Origin of the sequence: Lysinibacillus sp. Bpr_S20, assembly GCF_023337835.1 — a bacterium.
GTDB lineage: Bacteria > Bacillota > Bacilli > Bacillales_A > Planococcaceae > Lysinibacillus.
The window spans coordinates 48,671-69,294 of sequence record NZ_JALNLQ010000011.1 but is presented as its reverse complement, the minus strand read 5'-3'; the positions used below and the strand labels follow the sequence as shown (position 1 = coordinate 69,294).

22 protein-coding genes are annotated in these 20,624 nt (G+C 37.5%); 17 read left to right on the top strand and 5 right to left on the bottom strand.

Translation table 11 applies throughout. The annotated features are described in order from the left end of the window. Positions 1-16: 16 nt before the first annotated feature. Positions 17-1,174 carry a sporulation protein YhbH gene (gene yhbH / locus MWJ95_RS20825; RefSeq protein WP_249107142.1) on the top strand — a complete coding sequence of 386 codons (1,158 nt, stop codon included), beginning with the start codon at positions 17-19 and terminating at the stop codon, positions 1,172-1,174. A gap of 33 nt (positions 1,175-1,207) precedes the next feature. Then, a complete protein-coding gene (locus MWJ95_RS20820) occupies positions 1,208-2,605 on the top strand; it encodes a SpoVR family protein (RefSeq protein WP_249075549.1) in 1,398 nt (465 codons plus the stop codon). Between the two features lie 204 nt (positions 2,606-2,809). Here MWJ95_RS20820 and MWJ95_RS20815 read toward each other — a convergent pair whose 3' ends face one another. Beyond that, a complete protein-coding gene (locus tag MWJ95_RS20815; RefSeq protein ID WP_249107141.1) occupies positions 2,810-3,139 on the bottom strand; it encodes a hypothetical protein in 330 nt (109 codons plus the stop codon). A gap of 187 nt (positions 3,140-3,326) precedes the next feature. Between MWJ95_RS20815 and MWJ95_RS20810 the strand changes: the two genes are divergently transcribed. Next, positions 3,327-4,202 carry a radical SAM/SPASM domain-containing protein gene (locus MWJ95_RS20810; protein ID WP_249075492.1) on the top strand — a complete coding sequence of 292 codons (876 nt, stop codon included), beginning with the start codon at positions 3,327-3,329 and terminating at the stop codon, positions 4,200-4,202. Between the two features lie 76 nt (positions 4,203-4,278). Here MWJ95_RS20810 and MWJ95_RS20805 read toward each other — a convergent pair whose 3' ends face one another. Then, entirely contained in the window at positions 4,279-4,668 is a 390-nt protein-coding gene (locus MWJ95_RS20805; RefSeq protein ID WP_249075493.1) for a helix-turn-helix domain-containing protein, read from the bottom strand. 201 nt (positions 4,669-4,869) lie between these two features. Here MWJ95_RS20805 and MWJ95_RS20800 point away from each other — a divergent pair, with 201 nt between their 5' ends. Further along, positions 4,870-5,505: a restriction endonuclease subunit S gene (locus tag MWJ95_RS20800; protein ID WP_249075494.1), complete on the top strand. Its 636-nt coding sequence runs from the start codon at positions 4,870-4,872 to the stop codon at positions 5,503-5,505. Between the two features lie 45 nt (positions 5,506-5,550). Here MWJ95_RS20800 and MWJ95_RS20795 read toward each other — a convergent pair whose 3' ends face one another. Beyond that, the gene (locus tag MWJ95_RS20795; protein WP_249075495.1) at positions 5,551-7,224 is read right to left on the bottom strand and encodes a ribonuclease J; all 1,674 of its coding nucleotides are present in this window, start codon (positions 7,222-7,224) and stop codon (positions 5,551-5,553) included. Between the two features lie 260 nt (positions 7,225-7,484). On the opposite strand from MWJ95_RS20795, the gene MWJ95_RS20790 reads away from it, so the two are divergent. Continuing rightward, complete coding sequence (locus MWJ95_RS20790) at positions 7,485-8,249, top strand: DUF2935 domain-containing protein (protein WP_249075496.1); 765 nt, start codon at positions 7,485-7,487, stop codon at positions 8,247-8,249. A gap of 161 nt (positions 8,250-8,410) precedes the next feature. Here MWJ95_RS20790 and MWJ95_RS20785 read toward each other — a convergent pair whose 3' ends face one another. Next, positions 8,411-8,905 (bottom strand): L,D-transpeptidase family protein, encoded by a 495-nt coding sequence (locus MWJ95_RS20785; RefSeq protein WP_249107140.1) that lies wholly within the window; start codon positions 8,903-8,905, stop codon positions 8,411-8,413. A gap of 298 nt (positions 8,906-9,203) precedes the next feature. Between MWJ95_RS20785 and MWJ95_RS20780 the strand changes: the two genes are divergently transcribed. The 5 genes from MWJ95_RS20780 (at position 9,204) to MWJ95_RS20760 (ending at position 10,854) form a co-directional block, all read left to right on the top strand. Continuing rightward, on the top strand, positions 9,204-9,437 hold the full coding sequence (locus tag MWJ95_RS20780; protein WP_249107139.1) for a hypothetical protein: 234 nt from the start codon (positions 9,204-9,206) through the stop codon (positions 9,435-9,437). Positions 9,438-9,478: 41 nt separating this feature from the next. Then, a complete protein-coding gene (locus MWJ95_RS20775; RefSeq protein WP_249075499.1) occupies positions 9,479-9,691 on the top strand; it encodes a hypothetical protein in 213 nt (70 codons plus the stop codon). 15 nt (positions 9,692-9,706) lie between these two features. Next, on the top strand, positions 9,707-9,904 hold the full coding sequence (locus MWJ95_RS20770) for a gamma-type small acid-soluble spore protein (protein WP_249075500.1): 198 nt from the start codon (positions 9,707-9,709) through the stop codon (positions 9,902-9,904). 79 nt (positions 9,905-9,983) lie between these two features. Then, positions 9,984-10,154 carry a cysteine-rich CWC family protein gene (locus MWJ95_RS20765; protein ID WP_249075501.1) on the top strand — a complete coding sequence of 57 codons (171 nt, stop codon included), beginning with the start codon at positions 9,984-9,986 and terminating at the stop codon, positions 10,152-10,154. Positions 10,155-10,272: 118 nt separating this feature from the next. Then, entirely contained in the window at positions 10,273-10,854 is a 582-nt protein-coding gene (locus tag MWJ95_RS20760) for a DUF305 domain-containing protein (protein WP_249075502.1), read from the top strand. An 84-nt stretch (positions 10,855-10,938) separates the two neighbouring features. Here MWJ95_RS20760 and MWJ95_RS20755 read toward each other — a convergent pair whose 3' ends face one another. Beyond that, a complete protein-coding gene (locus MWJ95_RS20755; protein WP_249075550.1) occupies positions 10,939-11,535 on the bottom strand; it encodes a metallophosphoesterase family protein in 597 nt (198 codons plus the stop codon). Between the two features lie 424 nt (positions 11,536-11,959). On the opposite strand from MWJ95_RS20755, the gene MWJ95_RS20750 reads away from it, so the two are divergent. The 7 genes from MWJ95_RS20750 to MWJ95_RS20720 all read left to right on the top strand — a co-directional run bounded on the left by MWJ95_RS20750 (position 11,960) and on the right by MWJ95_RS20720 (position 20,366). After that, positions 11,960-13,456 (top strand): class I adenylate-forming enzyme family protein, encoded by a 1,497-nt coding sequence (locus MWJ95_RS20750; RefSeq protein ID WP_249075503.1) that lies wholly within the window; start codon positions 11,960-11,962, stop codon positions 13,454-13,456. 250 nt (positions 13,457-13,706) lie between these two features. Beyond that, positions 13,707-14,693 (top strand): C39 family peptidase, encoded by a 987-nt coding sequence (locus MWJ95_RS20745; RefSeq protein WP_249107138.1) that lies wholly within the window; start codon positions 13,707-13,709, stop codon positions 14,691-14,693. Between the two features lie 126 nt (positions 14,694-14,819). Continuing rightward, a complete protein-coding gene (locus tag MWJ95_RS20740; protein WP_249107137.1) occupies positions 14,820-16,049 on the top strand; it encodes a carboxylate--amine ligase in 1,230 nt (409 codons plus the stop codon). Continuing rightward, positions 16,049-16,747: a cysteate racemase gene (gene cuyB, locus MWJ95_RS20735; protein ID WP_249075506.1), complete on the top strand. Its 699-nt coding sequence runs from the start codon at positions 16,049-16,051 to the stop codon at positions 16,745-16,747. Before MWJ95_RS20740 ends, cuyB begins: the two co-directional genes overlap by 1 nt. Positions 16,748-17,020: 273 nt before the next feature. Next, a complete protein-coding gene (locus tag MWJ95_RS20730) occupies positions 17,021-18,169 on the top strand; it encodes a DEAD/DEAH box helicase (RefSeq protein WP_249075507.1) in 1,149 nt (382 codons plus the stop codon). 1 nt (position 18,170) lies between these two features. Continuing rightward, positions 18,171-19,400, top strand: coding sequence for an aminopeptidase (locus MWJ95_RS20725; protein WP_249107136.1), 1,230 nt, complete (start codon positions 18,171-18,173; stop codon positions 19,398-19,400). A gap of 27 nt (positions 19,401-19,427) precedes the next feature. Further along, a complete protein-coding gene (locus tag MWJ95_RS20720; RefSeq protein ID WP_249107135.1) occupies positions 19,428-20,366 on the top strand; it encodes an SGNH/GDSL hydrolase family protein in 939 nt (312 codons plus the stop codon). The last annotated feature ends 258 nt before the right edge of the window (positions 20,367-20,624 follow it).

Below are 20,624 nucleotides of genomic sequence, written 5' to 3'. Positions count from 1 at the left end.
ATGGGTGAGGATAAAAATGACTGAAAACGAAAATAAACGCTTTGCCATTTCTCAGGAAAATTGGTCCCTCCATCGTAAAGGGCACCAAGATCAGCAACGGCATATGGAAAAAGTAAAAGATGCTATTAAGAATAATTTACCTGATTTAGTTAGTGAAGAAAGTATTGTCATGTCCAATGGTCGCGAGGTAATTAAAATACCTATTCGTTCACTTGATGAATATAAAATTCGATATAACTATGATAATTCCAAGCATGTTGGCCAAGGTCAAGGAGAAAGTAATGTAGGTGATGTAGTTGCGCGCGATGCCAGCAAAGGCAATCAGGCTAATGGTAAAGGAAAAGAAGCTGGTGACAAGCCAGGTCATGATTATTATGAAGCTGAAGTAAGCATCGAAGAGGTTCAAAATGTGTTATTTAACGAGCTTGAGCTTCCAAACTTACAGCAAAAAGAAAAAACGGATATTAAGACGGAAAAAATTGAGTTTAACGATATTCGGAAAAAAGGTTTAATGGGAAATGTGGATAAAAAGCGCACAATTCTCAATGCGCTAAAGCGTAACGCTATGCAAGGAAAAGCAGAAATTACGCCAATTCATAATGATGATCTACGTTTTAAAACGTGGGATGAAGTAGAAAAACCGGAGTCAAAGGCAGTGGTCCTTGCCATGATGGATACAAGTGGCTCGATGGGCTCCTTCGAAAAATATTGCGCAAGGAGCTTCTTCTTTTGGATGACTAAATTTTTGCGCTCTAAGTATGAAACAGTGGAAATTGAGTTTATTGCGCATCATACCGAGGCAAAGGTAGTGACAGAAGAGGAGTTTTTCACGAAGGGAGAAAGTGGTGGAACGATTTGTTCATCTGCTTATAAAAAGGCATTGGAACTAGTTCACGAAAAGTATAATCCTGCTCGCTATAATATTTATCCTGTACATTTTTCAGATGGTGAAAATATATCAATGGATAATGAAAAGTGCTTGAAGCTAGTGGCAGAGTTAATGGAAGTATCGAGCATGTTTGGATACGGTGAGGTCAATCAGCATAACCGCTTCTCTACACTTATGTACACTTACAAAAAAATAGATGACCCTAAATTTAGATATCATATTTTGAGAAAAAAAGGTGATGTGTACGATGCCTTAAAGAGCTTTTTCAAAAAAAGTGAAACGTAAATCATGTTCAAGGGAGGGGACGGAAAAGTGGAGATGAACGAGCTTGAACGAGCGATTGATGAAATTACAGAAATTGCCTCAAGCTTTGGCTTAGATTTTTTTCCAATGCGCTATGAAATATGTCCGGCAGATATTATTTATACATTTGGCGCATATGGTATGCCTACTCGATTTTCACATTGGAGCTTCGGTAAACAATTTCACAAAATGAAGCTTCAATATGATTTAGGGTTAAGTCAAATCTATGAGCTAGTGATAAATTCAAACCCGTGCTATGCATTTTTACTTGATACAAATACGTTAACACAAAATAAATTAATTATTGCGCATGTATTGGCGCACTGTGATTTCTTTAAAAATAATGTACGCTTCTCCAATACTAGGAGAGATATGGTGGAGAGTATGACTGCAACAGCTGAACGGATTGCTGGCTATGAAAGAGAATATGGAAAGGATGAGGTCGAACAGTTTTTAGATGCGGTTTTAGCGATTCAGGAGCATATCGATCCATCTCTTTTACGGCCTAAATTGTCTTGGAATACGGAGGATGAACATGAAGAAGATATGCCTCAAGCAAGATCACCGTATGATGATCTATGGAGATTAGATGATAAGGAAACGGAGTATAAATCGGTAAGGCGAAAAATAAAGAACTTCCCGCCAAAGCCCGAAAAAGATTTGCTGCTATTTTTAGAGGAACATAGTCGCGAGCTGGAGGACTGGCAGCGAGATATTTTAACAATGATGCGTGAGGAAATGCTTTATTTTTGGCCACAACTAGAGACAAAAATTATGAATGAGGGTTGGGCTTCCTTTTGGCATCAACGCATTATGCGTGAGCTTAAGTTAACGACAGCGGAAACAATTGAATACGCTAAATTAAATGCAGGTGTTGTGCAGCCTTCAAAGACAACTATTAATCCTTATTACCTTGGTGTGAAAATTTTCGAGGATATAGAAAACCGCTATAATCATCCGACAGAGGAGATGAGGAAGCTAGGTGTTCAACCGAACTCAGGTCGAGAGAAAATGTTCGAGGTAAGGGAGATTGAGTCGGATATATCCTTTATCCGTAACTATTTAACGAAGGATTTAGCAAAACGAGAGGACCTTTATTTATTCCAGAAAAAGGGAAATGAATACCGTATTACAGACAAGGAGCATGAAATGGTACGAGATCAGCTCGTATCAATGCGCGTAAACGGAGGTTTCCCATATATCGTCGTTAAAAATGGAGATTACCTTCGTAACGGAGAGCTTTATTTAGTTCATGGATATGAAGGGATGGAGCTTGATCCGCACTATTTAGAAAATGTTTTGCCATATATTTATCAGCTATGGGGTCGTCCTGTTCATTTAGAAACATATGTGGATGGAAAACCAATGCTTTATTCATATGATGGTACCAAAAATTATAAACGGAATATGTGAGGCGTGATTCCTAGGTGGATAATCCAAATCAAAAAAACTTCTATCTGTTGGGTTGAAATATTCCAGCAGATAGAAGTTTTAATTTTTGATAGTATTACATAAAGGTTCATCGCCATAATGTGGGGGTGATTTCCGTTCCGGCTGGGCGTTTTGCTGTCGCTTCGCTTTCGCTACAGATATTATGATGCTGCGCCCAAATAAACTTTATGCGTTTTTATCTTCATCTAACAATGGAGAGAACTCATTTCCATCTTCACTACTTTCACTATGATTCGAAGATAAAGGGGTGTCACTGTCTCTTACTTTTATTCCTTGTTGTCCGCCAACTTCGTCATTATTGTCACCTGTAATACCGCTTCTCCCGTTTATGGCATTTTGGCCTCCTTCGTTGGCATTAGTACCTACATCTTTATTTATTTGCCCTTTACCTCCAGCCCTTTGTTCAAAGTGGATTTCTTTATTGCCAATATTAAAAGTAAGATTGATAATAAAATGATTTTTAGATGGTTCCTTTGAGGGTTCTTTATCAGGCATCGTTTTCACCTCCTTCATTTCAGCAATACTACTAAGTTATTAATTTTTCTCTAGCTTACTTGTTTATGTAGCCCTAAAATGTATAAATAATTTGAAGGGAAGGAGACTGAAAAAATGTTCCTTATCGCAAAATTTGTTAAAATGAATAGGATTTGAATATAAGAAGAACTGGAACGGTGAATCAACGTTGAGAACATTTAAAAAGGTTTATATAGAAATAACGAGTGTTTGTAATTTAGCATGTAGTTTTTGTCCGCCAACTGCTCGTGCAAAGGGACTTATTAAAGTAGAACAGTTTAATAAAATATTGGATGAAATACGTCCTCATACGAAATATATTTATTTGCATGTTAAAGGGGAGCCACTATTACACCCACGTATTGATCAGCTGCTTGACGCGGCTCATGAGAAAGGCTTTAAAGTTAACATTACAACGAACGGTACACTGATTAAAAAGAATCGTGACAAGATACTAGGGAAACCGGCATTACGCCAAATCAATTTTTCTTTGCACAGTTTCGATGGTCATGAGGGGTCGGAAAATCGTGAGAAATATTTAGGGGATATATTAGACTTTGTGCGTGATTCAAAAGAATATAATACAATTATTTCCTATCGTTTATGGAATTTACAAAAGGATCATGTGACAGATATTGCGGCACGAAGAAATCGTGAAACGCTTGAAATTCTAGAAAATGAATATAATCTTGATTATCGCATCGAAGAAAAAGTGCAGCCTGGTAAAGGTGTAAAGATCGCTAATAATGTTTATTTAAATCAGGATCATGAATTCAAATGGCCAAGCTTACTGGAACCTGAGGATGAAGGCAAAGGCTTTTGCCATGCACTGAGAAGCCAAGCCGCTATTTTAGTGGACGGTACAGTAGTGCCATGCTGTCTTGATGGCGAGGGCGTTATAAATTTAGGGAATGTGAACGAGACATCCTTCACAGATATTGTTCAAGGAGAACGTGCAAATAATATTGTCGACGGATTTTCACGTAGAGAAGCAGTCGAAGAGCTATGTAGAAAATGTGGTTATCGTCAAAAATTTGGCATGTAATAGAAAGATCCATTTGGTTATAGACTAAATGGATTTTTTATATGTTTGTAGCTAATCATCAAAAACAGCGCCAACGTTACTGACCATTGGAGCTGTTTTTCTTTGATTGTGAATCAATAGTATTTAAAAAATCATTCGTAATGCGTACTACGTATTTCACCTCGTCTAAATTGCGCTCCCTTAATACTGATCGATGTATGTCAAGCATAAGGTTCTTTTCTTCAATATCAGTAACACCAGATAATTTTTGAAAATTAAAAAGCTCCTCGGGTGCAATATCTAATGCTTTCATCAGAGTTTCTAGAGTGCTTAATGTAATATTAGATTGCCCGTGTTCAATGTTTGAGATTCGTCCTTTACTAAAACCTAGCTTCCCCGTTTTTTCTGCTACTTCTTCCTGACTAAGCCCCTTGGAAACCCTAATAATACGGAGTTGTTCGCCTACTAGCTTTAAAAAGTCTGACATATAATTCACCTCTATGTAAAAAACTAGTGAAAAACATTGAAAATGCCTATACCATTATAGTGGTATAATAGAGATAAAGTTACGGTAAAATGGTACAATGTTTGGTAGAGAGTTTATTAAGAGAAAAGACTTATGTAAAAAAGCGTTGATGATTCTTCAGTAAGGTATAGCTAATTAAGTTAAGGATTGGAGGATTCAGGCATGGTAAAGCGTTATCGATTAGATGAGGTTGCTAAAATAGAAGAGGGGAAAATAGTACCGAAGAAAAAGTATTTTACAAACGTCGGAGTACCCCTAATTACAGCAGAAAATTTAAAAAAGCTAATGCTAAATGGTGATATTGAACAATTACCAAAAGTTAATATTACATTTAAAAAACATTTTAAGTGTGCACCAGTACCGGCTAAAACCATCATTCTTACGAAAGCTAATTTGAAGGAAACAAATAAATATATCTATCAATGCGAAACTGAAGTATGTATTGCAAATGATGTCATCGCTATTATTCCGGATGAAACAATTATTTTTAGTGATTATTTATTGCACTTCCTTAGATGGTATCAAACAAATAAAGAATGGCATCATTTGTACCATATATCCATGGATCTTCCGATGATTGATATCCAACATCATGTGGCGCAAGTTTTAAATACGATTCAGCTCTTATTAAAAAAGAGAGCGTCTTTGATGACAGCAGTAGAGGGGTTACCGCAGCATTTTGAAAATCTCTCGAATCAAATAGACAATCACTCGGAAAGTTTACAAAATGGGTTTAGTCAGGCTCAGTATCTTTACAATGATCTGTTACATAAAATTTTCAAGATTAATGCAGGGTAAAATAATGTAGTCGGTGTAAAGGTAACCCCTAGTACACCGACTTTTTTAAATTTCGATAATGATTGGTAAAATCATTGGTTTTCGTTTTGTTTGTGTAAATAGGTATTGACCAACAGCCCTTTTTATTTCTCTTTTTAAGACATGGATTGGCTGCTTACTCTCTTCCTGAAGTTCATGTACCGTCTCTTTGACTAGAATATTTACTTTAGTTAAAAGGTCCTCAAAGTCTTTGGCATAAACAAAGCCTCGGGAAATAGTATCTGGCTCTGAAATAAAAGCACCATCTATTTTATTAAGTGTGATAACGATAACAAGCATACCGTCTTCTGACAGCTGTTTGCGATCTCGTAAGACAATTCCTTCGACTTCTCCGATACCGATACCGTCGACATAAGTATCACCTGAAGGGATTTTACGTGTTTGTCTAGCCATTGAATTTTCAATATCAACAACATCCCCATTTTTCATAATAAACGTATGCCCTCGTTTAACACCAACGGACTCAGCTAGCAAACGATGCTGATGTAACATACGGAATTCACCGTGAATCGGAATGAAAAATTTAGGCTTCATTAGCGTTAGCATTAGTTTTAAATCTTCTTGGTAGCCATGACCTGAAACGTGCATACCTGTATGACTAGCCGAGCCATATATAACCTTTGCACCTAGCTGGAACAAATTATCAACAATCCGTGATACACCCTTTTCATTCCCTGGAATAGGGGATGAAGCTAAAATAACTGTGTCATCTGGTAAAATTTTGACTTCGCGATGATTTCCATTTGCCAAGCGAGAGAGTGCAGCTAATGGCTCACCCTGACTACCGGTACAAAGTACAACCACGTCTTCTGGTGGAAGATATTTTACTTCACGTGCATCTATTAACATATCCTCTGGAATATTTAAATAGCCTCGTTCAAGTGCAACATCTACAACATTCACCATACTACGGCCAAGTAAAGCAAGCTTTCTATTTGTAGTAATCGCTGCATTTACAATTTGCTGTATGCGATTAACATTAGAAGCAAATGTAGAGATAACGATTTTACGCTCGGCATGTAAAAATGCATCTTCGATATGATTACCGACAAGCTTCTCAGAAGGAGTTAACCCTGGTCGTTCGGCATTCGTACTTTCAGAAATAAGTAATAGCACACCTTCTGATCCTATATCAGCCATCTTATGAATATCTGCAAACTGATTATTGACAGGTGTTAAATCAAATTTAAAATCTCCTGTGTGGACAACATTTCCTTCAGGTGTATTTATAACGATTCCTAAGCAATCAGGTATACTATGGTTTGTTCTAAAGAAACTAACATCTACCTGTCCGAAATTTAAAGATGAATCAGAATGAATTTCTTTTAATTCGGTTTCTCTTAAAAGTTTATGTTCTTTTAGCTTTAGCTCGATTAACCCAAGGGTAAAACGTGTTGCATAAATAGGGACATTTATTTTTTTTAACAGATAAGGGATACCGCCAATATGATCCTCATGACCATGTGTCACAATTAATGCTTTGATTTTTTCTTTATTTTCCAGTAGATACGTAATATCAGGGATTATTAAATCAATACCTAGCAAGCTTTCGTCTGGGAACTTAGCGCCGCAGTCGATAATTAAAATTTCATTGCCATACTGTACTCCATACATATTTTTGCCAATCTCATTAATGCCACCTAAGGCGAAAATCGATAATGTATTGTCTTTTGTGGACAAGCCTTTTCCCTCCTGATTTTAGGTAAATTTGGTTTCGTTTCTTCAGCATTATGTAGTATAGCTTTAAGCGTTTCATCCTATACGAAAAGACAATGTAACTTCTTGCAGCAAATGTTTTTAGTAGCGAAAGTAAAGCGACAGCTACAAATGTTTTTAGTAGCGAAAGCAAAGCGACAGGCATATTTGATGGTTAAGTATTAATATTAGGTTTTCAATAAGAATAGAATAGAGGAACGTATAGATAAAGGGGATGTTGCGGGTTGTCGAATTACTTACAACATGCGGTGTTTGAACATAAGTTTTGGTTAAGGATACTGAAAGACCATTCTCAATTTATTCATGATTCATTGTATCCATCAGAAACAGAGGATATTAAAAGAGCGAATTCATTTATTCTTCAATTTTCTCAGCTTCTTGCCTATGTTAATTCGATAGATGCCAATAATGCGGTTTCCTTTTCACTTACAGTTGATGAAGCTGTAGAACAACTAAAGCAATTTAAATTTTATCTCCTTAGAAAGCAATTAACGGGAAATATTAATATTCATCTATCACCTACCTTTATTAATCATATGGTGAATGAATTAGAGGAGTATCAGAATGTACTTAGTTATCTGAAGAAGGGGGAAGTCCCACCAATCTTTCATGAGCTACATCATCACTTACTCTGGTTGTTAGATGCATCAGGACATGCAGGTATCATTCATGACGATTTAGATGGTGTAGAAAGAAGATTGAGGCAGAAAAGTACTACCTTTGCTCAACACTTTGAACAATTTTATTTAAAAGCAGTTGAGCTAACAGGATATTTGCGTTCAAATATAAGCTCATTCCCCGCATTAACTCGTTTTAATCGTGATGTGGATATAGAAATGGGGTTATTCAAAATTTTTTTACGTGAGTTAGAGGAGATGGAGCTAAGTGCAGAGGTATTAGGCACTTTTACAGCCCTAATGGCAGATCATATGCTGAGAGAGGAACAATACTACTTATCGAAGCTTGCCCAATCTAGAGGCGAAGGTTAAAAGGGATTCTTAGCAAAAAGTGAAGGCAATCTGAGGTTTTCAGGTTGCCTTATTCCGATAAAACTAGTAAACATTCCGATAAATCTGCATTTTGATCCGATAAATCTTATATTGTTCCGATAAACTAAAAAACTTTAGTCAGAATTATGGGATGTTGATTTTTAGGGATGAATAAAAACACCAGTGCCAATTGGGATAATGCTTGCAAGCTCTTCGACATCCTTATTGTGCATACGGATACAGCCACGTGAAACGGCATGACCAATAGAGCTAGGATTATTAGTTCCGTGAATACCATAGTGCTCTTTAGATAAACTCATCCACATTGTCCCAAACGGACCACCGGGATTTGGATCCTTATTAATAATTATAAAATTACCAGTGGGTGTACCATGTAACATCCTACCAACTGCAATAGGGTATTGCTTTTGAAGAATATTATCTTTATATAACCGTAGCCATCGATTTTCAGTAGAAATATCTATTCTATAAGGAATCGTATTTGGATTAGGAAATCCAGGTATAACAATTTGTTGTCCAATATAAATTACATTCGGATCTAACCCGGGATTCGCAGCCATTATAGACGATAATGGCGTACGATAATTTCTTGCTATTTGGGCCAATGTTTCTCCCGCTTTAACTGTATGGATCACATTTTTTACCTCCTATAAAATAAGAACCACCACCAAAATTGAATAACAGATGCCTTTACATAAGTGATTAGCGTGAAGACTGGATGTCCTCTGGAAAGTGCCCCAACCTCATTTTATGGTGATGCCTAAAATAATTGCTTTAATACAGGTTATGCCGTAGATGTAGAAAATACCTTTAACTTCTTCAGTGTGTCTAAACGCCACGTCCTTTGGCAATTTTGCCGAGACATAATTGATTTTTGCTTAGTTGGATATGATAAGCAATAACCAATCAAATCCAGTAATCGAGGAGCTTTTTATGAAAGAATTTAAAATTACTTATTTTTTTGATGAAATGCATTATATAAGGAGATTTATCCATATCGAATCACAGGATAAGGCCGAGGCATTAGTTCGAAGCGAGCGGGATCAGTATATATCTTTTACAGATAGTAGAGGGATGTATCATGAACTGCATACAAGAAATGTTCGGGTCATTCAAATATCTGAATATCATCGCATCGATAAAAGTTCGAAAACGAAAGGTGCATGAATTGTCCAACATTGCACATACTATAGGTAAAGGAGTGAGCAATGATGGACATAGAAAACATACCACATGAGAAAAAAATATTTATGAACTTAGCCAGTAAAGATAAGCCAGACATGGTTGAATCAGATACTATAAGTCTTTTTGATTTGCATGAAGATATGCAAACAGTTGATGCTATACCAGTTAGAGAGCTCAATAAAAGAGTTGAGCGTGAGGGCGATGAATTGATCGAATTGCAGCCGGATGAATTATAGAAGGTAGGGATTTGCATGACAGACCATAACGAAAATCAGTATACTTCTGCTGGAACAAATATTAATGAAGTAAAAAGGCAAAATGCAGAAAGTGGTTTATCTTACAATGAGGTGAAAAAGTTGCTAGCCCAAAGAGGTGGGGTTGGTACGGAAATATATAGTGATACAGATGTCGAAGAAGTAAAGCAACAGATTCATGGAAAAAATCAATAAGCTATTTGAGGGGAGTATGAAATGAAGTACTCCTCTTTTTATTTATTACGATGTAAAGTACATGTAAGGAGGTGTACGAATGAAAGAAAAATGTTGTCCATTATGTGGGGAAGAAAATCATTGCGGTGTAGTAAATGGAAAAAAAGATTGCTGGTGTATGACAGAAAGTTTTCCTAAAGAAATTCTTGAAGCGGTAACTAAAGAGCAATGTATTTGTCAAAAATGCTTGGATACATATCAAAAAGATTAATCGTTTTGCCTTGAAAATACCTTCTTTCGCTGTTACGGAACAATAGAAATCAGTTGGTACAATTGTCTACCGCATAACAACCTATCAGGCATATATTACTCTGAAAGGAGTGTGTCTAATGACTAAAACAATTGTACTTAGTAATGTTACAAAGGCTTATTTAGAGGATAACCAAAGGATTATCGATAAAATGATGCAAGGCATGACCTATGTGACAATTACATGTAGTATTTCAGAAAATTTTATCAAGCAAATATTGCCGCATCAAGTAGCTGCTATTAGATTGTCGGAAAATGTTTTGCGATACACCACTAATATACCTGTACAAAATCTTGCATTAGAAATAATAGCAACAACTACAGAGACTGTAGAATGCCTCGAAGCGATACAAAATAGGTGTTGTATCGTACAAAATTCAGAATGTGAATTGTACGAATATATGTGTGCCTATAAAGAAATCACTGGGGCTATGTTCCAAGCAATGAGTTTACCGCCAGTTTCCAATAATATTAATATAAACTTTTTACGAGCAATGATTGTTCACCATCAGGCAGGGGTTCGACTAGCGCAAAATGTGTTAAGGTTCTGCATTTGCCAAGAATTAATACCAATCCTTCGAAATATGATTCAAACGATGTGCGATCGTATTTGCGATATGGAAAAATTACTAGATGCATTAAAGGATTGCGAGAATTGTTAGTTTGACAAACTATAAAGGAAAAAACGCTAGAATCGAAATCGATTTTAGCGTTTTTTTGACTCGGAGTATTTTTAGCAACGTTAATTAAACATTCTCAACAGAAGGAGCACACATAAATGTTATTGTTCGTTTATTACTATCGTAAAGACACCACTCACGGTGATTAACAACGGATCCAACATTGATGCCATATTGTTTTTCTTGTAATGCGATTGGTTGGCCAAAGCGAATACGAATAGGTAACTTTTTATTGCGATGATAAAGACCTGATTCATGGCTATGTCCAAAGAAAAGGAGCGATTTTTTGAATGGCGGAAATGTAGGCTTCCACGTCACACTCCATTTAAATTGATGCCCATGCATCAGTGTTGCTCCATCAATCTCCATTGTTTCAGGTAGCTCTGTAAAACGTTTGATACCAGTTACACGTGTAATGCGTTCTTCCTGATTGCCACGAATAGAGGGGAATGTTAGTAAATTTTCAAAATCATTTTCTATTATCGCAGCTTTTTGTAGTGGTATACCCGATATTGTTTGAGCCTTTTTCTTACTTACAGTACATTCATATAAATCGCCTAATCCCAATACCTTTGCATCTTTCGCAGATTGCTGAATATGGGCTAGAACGGCCTTAGTATCTTCTATATTAGAATGTAAATCTCCTAAAAGTGCATACAGCATTATAATCAGGCCTTTCTTAAAATCAATTATCCTCGGCATCATTGTAGCTGCCGCTCCGCTTTCGCTACACAAACCATTTGTAGCTGCCGCTCTGCTTTCGCTACACAAAACAATTGTAGCTGCCGCTGCGCTTTCATTTGCTGAAAGAAGTTATATAAATATCATACACCTAACAGAAATTGTTAGAAAAGTAAAATGTATAAGTTTATTTGGTTATAGTTCATTTCATCATCAATATGTGGAGTTGATTTCCGTTCCAACTGAGTGTTTTCTAGGCTTGCGCTTTCGGTTGCGTACTTTTAGTGTAGAAAAAAATTGCCAACATTTTCATAGATTGATAAAATAAAATTGTAATTTTCTGAATTTTTGGAGTAATTACACATGGTGTGATGGTAATGAATATGAAAGATTTGGGGGGCTTATGATGACGATGTTAATGACTGACATTCTACAAAACTATGCTATGCAGCAACCAAATGGGATTGCAACGGTATACGATGGGACAAAGCTAAACTATAGCGAGTTTTACAAAAGTGCAGAAAAATTCGCAGCGTACTTACAAGAGCAAGGTTTTGAAAAAGATGATGTAATTGCACTTTATACACTCAATTCGGATCTATTTTTAATCGCTTATATAGGTGTTCAGTTAGCGGGCTATGTTGTCATGCCTATTAATACAAAACTAGCTGCTCCAGAGGTCGAATTTATTTTTAATCATTCCGAAGCTAAGGGACTTATTTATGATGAAAGGTTAGAGGATATACTTGCAACTATTACATTCTCATTTCAACATATTGTAGGGCTCAAAGAAATGAAAGACATCATTACAAACTATCCAGGTCAAAGAAAAGCTGTCAAATTGGACCCTCATGATACAGCCGTTGTTATGTATACTTCTGGAACGACTGGAAAACCAAAAGGAGTAATGCTAACACATAAAAATGTTGTATCAACTGCAAAAATATGGTCGTCATCAATGGGAATGACCAATGAGGATAGAATGTTTGTTTGTACGCCATTATTTCATTGTGCAGGTCTTCATGTATTTGCAATGCCGATGTTTTATAAAGGCGGTACGATCATTATAGAAGAGGCTTTTTCTTCGACCAAGACATTAGAGCAGCTTGCTGCTACAGCCGCCACAATTTTCTTTGGCGTTCCATCAATGTATACAATTATTTTAAACACACCTAACTTTAAGGAACATACATTTAAAAATTTACGTTTATTATGTTACGGGGCGGCACCGATGCCTTATGAGCTTGTTAAGCAAGTGAAAGAGGTATTCCCTAATGTGAAAGTACAAAACCTGTATGGACAAACTGAAAATTCTCCTGCGGCCACCTCTCTTTTAGATGCTGATGCATTGACAAAAATTGGATCTGTAGGAAAGCCACTAGCACAAACAGACGTCCGTGTGGTTGATAGCTTTGGTGAAACGGTGCCAGCAGGCGAAGTCGGAGAAATTTGTGTCAAAGGACCCCAAGTCATGAAAGGTTATTTACGTAATCCTGAAGAAACAGCTAGAACAATAAAAGATGGCTGGCTCTACTCAGGAGATTTAGGACGATTTGACGAAGAAGGATACCTCTATATTGTAGATCGTAAAAAAGATATGATCATTCGAGGTGGCGAAAATATTTATCCTATCGAGATTGAAGAAGTTTTATATCAACTGCCGGAAGTTTTAGAGGCAGCCGTTGTAGGTTTACCTCATGAAGTGTATGGCGAAGTCCCTAAAGCATTTGTCGTATTGAAGGAAAGCCAGTCTTTCGATGAAGAGGCGATTCTGGCTTATTGTCGAACGCAGCTTGCCAAATATAAAGTGCCACATGAAATTGAATTTTTAACGGAATTGCCACGTAATGCTTCGGGTAAAGTTTTGAAGCATACATTACGTCCAAAAGTTAGTACGTCATAACCTAAAATGAGTAAAACGGTTTGATGAAACTCGAAAGTAGCAAATGTAGTAAACCTTAAATCGGATGTGCACCGTGTGTGATTTTTTGGTTGCATACCTGAGGTCCTCTATTTAGTTAGATGTTTGGACAATCGCGGCAAGAAGTTAAAATAGGAACGTCTATGAAATTAGCGTATAATAGAGTCTGCGTTAAATTGAAATAATAGAATTGAAGTTATTGTCTTCAAACAAGATAGGAGCGGAATTTGTCTTGTGGACGAGGTATAAACGCCTTTTACTAATAGGTATGATGATAGTCATGCTACTTTCGAGTTGTAATCCGTTTTCTCAGCAGGATACGCAAAAAAATGGATTAACTGTACTAACGGTAGAGTTTAATAGTGGTGCACCCATACCTAATCTTTTTATAACTGCTACAGATGTAGAGAAAGGTGAGATAGTGGAGGATGCGATTGGCTCTGAAGAGGGTGAAGCAACATTTTCGAAACTTATAGAGGGACGCAAATATGCGATCGCTGCAACTACGCTTGAAAATAGTACAAAGAACGATGGTTATACGACAATCGAAAATTTTACATATGATGCGACAAAACCGTATTATCGATTAGAGACACATTTTTCAAGGGACGACCAAGAGCTGGATGTACCAGTGGTTATGCAAAATCCTGAATTACCACATGGCTGTGAAATAACATCATTAACAGCTGTATTAAATTATTATGGATTAGATGTTACGAAGCTAGAAATGGCTGATAACTATTTACCGAAGCAAAAAATTAGAGCTGAAGGTGGACAACGCTATGGCCCAAATCCGAATCAGGCTTTTGCAGGTAATCCTCGTGATAAATCCCACGGTATGTATGTCTTTGCGGCTCCTATTGTCAAAGCAGCACAGGCAGTACTAGCAGATAAAAAGGCAAACTTACGGGTGACAAATAAGAGCGGTGCCACGCAGGACGAAATTTTACAGCTTGTTCGGGAGGGAGTCCCAGTTGTGACATGGGTTACATTGGATTTATCAGAGCCCAAAAAAAGTCTAAAAAAGGGTTGGATTTATGAAGGTGAAACAGTACAGCATGAAGCGTTTATGAACTTACATGCTGTTGTTTTAACAGGACATTTAGGTGATAAAGTTGTTGTCATGGACCCATTAAAAGGCTTTGTCACTTATAATGTGGATCAGTTTTTTAAAAGCTATAGAGAGTTAGGTAAACAAGCTGTAGCCGTTCATAAATGATTCAAAGAGAGTTATAAGGAGTACAAGGAAGGTATGTTACACTTATAAAAAGGTTTATCACTAACATTTTAGGATGAAACCTTGTTATGATGAAAGTCTAAAAAAAGCTAAAGTGAGTTGAGTAGAATGGCTATTGAGCACGCTTTTTTACCGGTTTTATTAGGAGATGAAATGAATGCTTACGGCATGGCTAGAGCATTTTACGAGTCCTATGGCGTTAAACCACTTGCATTAAATCATACGAATATGGAGAAAATACATCAGAGTGATTTGTTAATATTTCGTGAAGTTCCAAGACTCCATATTGAAGAACGTTTTGTCGTTGCGTTACAGGCAATTGCAGAGGAATTTGCAGGTAAAAAATTGCTTTTATTAGCCTGCGATGAATTTTACGTAAAAAAAATTGTACAACATAAAGAGGAATTAGCGCAGTATTTTTTAGTTCCTTATGTGGATGCAAATCTTGCTGACGAGCTATTAACGCGTGAGAGCATGTATGCACTCTGTGAGAAGTTCGGCTTTCATTATCCGGCAATGCATGTTTGTACCGTCAATGACTATGAGGAATTTGACATTCCTTTTGAATACCCAGTAGTCATTAAACCTATGAATATGACAAAGTATGCTACATGTATTTTTCCAGGTAAGAAGAAAGTGTATATCGCAAAAGATAACGATGAAAAGGATGCTATTTTCCATGCCATTTATAAGGAATCGGCGTACCGAGATGACTTAATGGTTCAGCAATATATTCCTGGCGAAGATGCTCATATGCGCGTCGTCAATGCCTATGTTGGGCAAGATAGAAAGGTAAAACTGCTATCTGTAGGTAACCCAATTTTAGAAGAGCATTCTCCCGAGGGGATTGGTCGCTATGTAGCCATCATGACAGCATACGATAAAGACTTAATGGACCGCGTGAAATTGTTTTTGGAGGAAATAAGCTTCCAAGGCTTTGCCGCGTTTGATATGAAGTATGATGAACGTGACGGTCAATATAAGTTATTGAGTATTGAATTACATAATGAACTTTCAAATTATTATGTGACAGCTAGTGGCTATAATTTAATGCAATATGTTGCGGATGATTTTATCCGTGGAAGCAAACAACAGTTAACGTATGTTAAGAACAAGCATCTTTGGACAATTGTGCCGAATGGTGTACTCTTTAAATATGTGCAAAATGAACAGCTTGTGATGGAAGCAAAGAGCCTTATTCGCCAAGGAATGGCTACGGATTCCATCTTTAATTATAAGGATATGAATGCGAAGCGTTGGTTAAATATAACGCTAGATAATTTAAGTTTTTATCGCCAATATAAGAAATATTTTAACAACAAAGGTCTGTCAAACTAATGAAAAAACAAACTTTAGGTATAATTGGTGGCGTTGGTCCACTTGCAACGATGTTTATCGGTGAAATGATTGTAAGACGTACGAAGGCAACGAAGGATCAGGAGCATTTACATACAATCATTGATAATGATACAAATATTCCTGATCGTACGGCCTTTATTTTAGATAGTACAAAGGAAAACCCTGTACCCGTGATAGTCGCAGATGCTAAAAAGCTTGCTTCTGTTGGAGCAGACATAATTGCTATTCCATGTAATACGGCACATACCTTTTATGATGAGATTGTTGAAGGTTCCCCAGTTCCTGTGTTACATATGATCAGAGAAACAGCAAAGCGTGCCTCTGACTTAGGGGCAAAGCGTGTAGGGATTTTAGCGACAACGGGTACATTAACCTCAGGTATGTATCAAGATGCTTTAGAGGAATTTGGTATAACACCAGTTGTTCCAGACGATATGACGAAAGAAAAAGTCATGTCTATTATTTACGATTATGTAAAGGCTGGAAAAGATGTCTCACAGAAGGATTGGCAGCCGATAGAAGAGGCGATGCTTGCCCTTAATTGTGATCGTATCGTGTTAGGATGTACAGAATTATCCATCGTCAATCGAGATTTAAAATTAAGTGACAAATATCTCGACTCATTAATCGTTTTAGCAGAACGTGCTATTTTAGCATGTGGTTATGAAATTAATTAACATTGAATGAACGAAATAAAAATCTGTTCGCTTTTCGCAGGTAAGTTGTCAGCCTTCCAAGAAGCTCATGAGGGCTTAAAGACTGACAACCCCCCTTGCATTAGTCGTGCAGTTTTTTTTATCCGCAAAGACGGAGGGCAGGAAGATGCTCATCTCTAAAAATTGAAAAAGCTTCATTATTGAAACGTTTATATAAGGGTTTACGTACATATGAAGTAGGAACGTGATTAGTGTGTTAAACTAGTGTCAAGCAGATAGAAGGTGGGAAATTACATGTCAGTAATAAATTTATTAAATGAAGATTTACAAGCAAAATGGAAATTTGAAGAGCCGATGAAAATTCAAGAAGAAATGGTTCCAGCAATGCTTGAGGGCAAAGATATTGTGGCCGAATCGCCAACGGGATCCGGGAAGACTTTAGCATACGTACTTCCTTTACTGAATAAAGTAAACGGTTCAAAAAAACAAACACAAGGACTTATCGTAGCACCGTCTCAGGAGCTAGCAATGCAAATTGTAGAGGTTATCCGTGAATGGACAGCAGGTTCAGATATTACGGTTCAACAACTAATTGGTGGCGCAAACTCTGCACGTCAAATCGAGAAGTTAAAGAAAAAACCGACGATTGTTGTAGGAACACCAGGCCGTTTAAATGAATTAGCACGCGCTGGAAAATTAAAGCTAAAAGAAATTGAAACGGTTATTTTAGATGAGTGTGATCAGTTACTTAGTCGTGAATATCGTGTCGTAGTAAAATCTTTTATCGAAGGTTCAGCTTATGGGCGACAAGTAGTTGTTGTATCGGCAACAATTACCGAGGAAATTGAATTAGTGGCAAGTCGCATGATGTTTGAGCCAGTACGCTTCAAAATTAAACCGGAGGATATGTTGAAGGTTGGTAAAGTTGTACACTCTTTCGTGAAAGTCGAGGAGCGAGATAAAACTGATTTCCTACGCCGACTATCACATACGGAAGGTTTACGTGGATTGGCTTTCGTCAACAATATAGACCAATTGCTAATGAAGGAAACGAAATTACAATATCGTACGGCGCCGATTGTGACATTACATTCTGACATGAAGAAGGAAGAACGTAAAAAGGCTTTAGATGCTTTCCGTAAAGGAGAGGCGCGTATTTTAATTGCTACAGATATTGCTGCGCGTGGTTTAGATATTGCAGGTTTAACACATGTTATTCATGTCGATGTCCCAAGAACAATTGAACAGTATTTGCATCGTTCTGGTCGTACAGGTCGTGCTGGGGCGGATGGTGAAGTATTAACGTTATTATCTTATCGTGATGAAAAAACGTATAAAAAATGGACAAGAGAAATTTCTGGGAAACCAGTACAGAAAGTTTGGCATGAAGGTAAGTTAGTGGAGGGAAATTCAAAAACAATTGGACAAAAGCGAGGTAAATAATATGACGTTTGAAGAAAAATTACAAGCATATGCAGAACTTGCGGTAAAAGTCGGTGTCAATATTCAACCAGGGCAATACTTATTAGTGAATACATCCTTGGATGCATTAGATTTCGCCCGTTTAGTCGTAAAAGAGGCTTATAAAGCTGGGGCAGGACGTGTTCATGTTAATTTTTCAGATGATGAAATAGATCGAGCTTATTTTGAGTATGCCTCAGATGAGGAATTTAATCGTTTCCCAGAATGGGTAGTTAAAATGCGTGATGAGGTAATCGAACGTAAAGGAGCACTATTATGGATTGATGCTGCGGACCCTGATAAATTAACAGGGATTTCGGCAGACCGTCTAGCTACCCATCAAAAGGTATCGGGAGCTGCTCTGAAAAACTATCGCAACGCTGTAATGAAAGATTTAATCGCTTGGTCAATCGTTGCGGTCCCTTCGCCAAAGTGGGCATCGAAAGTATTCCCGAACTTAGCAGCTGAGGAACAAGTACCAGCATTATGGGAAGCTATTTTTAAAACTGTTCGTATCGGTGAAGGCAATGCTGTTGAAAACTGGCGTGATCACGTAGTGAATTTAGAATCTCGTGCGGACCTATTGAACAAGAAAAAATATGCGAAACTTCACTACACAGCACCAGGTACTGATTTAACAATTGCCTTAGCACCACAACATAAATGGCTTACTGGGGGTAGTAAAACGCCAGATGATACTATCTTTATTGCTAATATGCCGACAGAAGAGGTTTATACATTACCGATGAAACAAGGTGTTAATGGCTATGTAAGCAATACAAAACCATTAGTTTATCAAGGCAATATTATCGATGGCTTTAAACTAACATTTGAAGAAGGAAAAATTGTTAAAGCTGAAGCACAGGTAGGACATGATTTATTACAGGAGCTTATTCATGTGGATGAAGGCTCTTGCTATTTAGGTGAGGTAGCACTTGTACCGCATGAATCACCAATTTCCGCATCGGGAATTTTATATTTTAATACTTTGTTTGATGAAAATGCATCGAACCATCTAGCGATTGGCGAAGCTTATCCAACTTGCTTAGAAGGCGGAAGAGATTTAGAAAACGGTCAGCTTGAAGCGTTAGGTGCAAATATTTCAGTAACACATGAGGACTTTATGATTGGTAGCGGTGAGATGGACATTGACGGGATCTTACCTGATGGAACTGTCGAGCCAATTTTCCGTAAAGGTAGCTGGGCATTTTAAGCTCCCAATAAGAAAGGAGTAGGGCAGATGAAACAATTACTCGGCTTAATTGGTACAGTTATACTCATGATGGCGTTTAGTGTTTCATCTGCTTTTGCTCAGACTGAAAACTATTTGTCAATTGGAGATTCCTTGGCCGCTGGGCAAACACCTTATCAACAGATTGATACAGGCTACAGTGATTTAATCGCCATGAAATTGGGGATGACAGGGCAACTGAGTTCCTATACGAAGGAGCTCGCTTTCCCAGGCTTTACAACAGCTGATGTCTTAAAACGAGTACAATCAGAGGAAGCAAATGACTTACTAGCGAATGCCACACTTATTACCGTTTCGGCAGGTGCTAACGATTTACTGCGGCTAGTCCAGGTCAATCCTGCTGCCGGTACATTATCCTTTTCGCAGCTCCAAACGGATTTCGCATTAAACGTTGCCAGAAAAAATATGGTGGAGATTTTAGAGGAGTTAAAAGTGCGAGCCCCTAAAGCAAAGGTCTATGTAATGGGCTATTATTTTGCTTATCCAAACGCTCACGCTACGCAAAAGGTAGGCACAGATGCACAACTTGTAAAGCTAAATAAGATTTTACAGCTACAGGCAGAGCATGCTGGGGCAGTTTATGTAGACGTCTATGATGCTTTTGGGTTAAACGCTGCAAACCTTTTACCCAATACTTCTGACGTACATCCAAATTTTGAAGGCTATCGTCAAATGGCCAATGCATTTTTGCGAGAATACACTGGCAATAAAGCTTTAGCCATTTCTTCAAACGAATTGCCTAAGCCGAACCCTATTTCATTTGAACAGATTTTAGAGCAACAGAAAAAGGTACAGCAGAAACAAGAAGAACAAGAAGTAGAAAAAGAACAGTCAACTCCAACTGCACGCGTCATTCAAGGTTTTATTGGCTATACTTCTTTTCTAGAGAAGGCGAGAGCTATTAAAGAACATTTTAAATATTTGTAACAGGGCATCGGCGATGATGCTCTTTTTTATATTGAATATCTATAAAAATATAAGCGACGGATAGAATTGTCGGAGTGACGGAAAGGAATCCGGAGCAACGGATAGAATTGCCGAAGCGACGGAAAGAACCCTCAGAGCGACGGATAGCCCGCCCCGTCAGTTCCCCACGTTGGGATGAGGAACCTTTATCAAACTAATAAAAGGAAAAACAATCAATCCATCAGCCATGATAAAATGAAATAGACAGGAGGCGCAAAG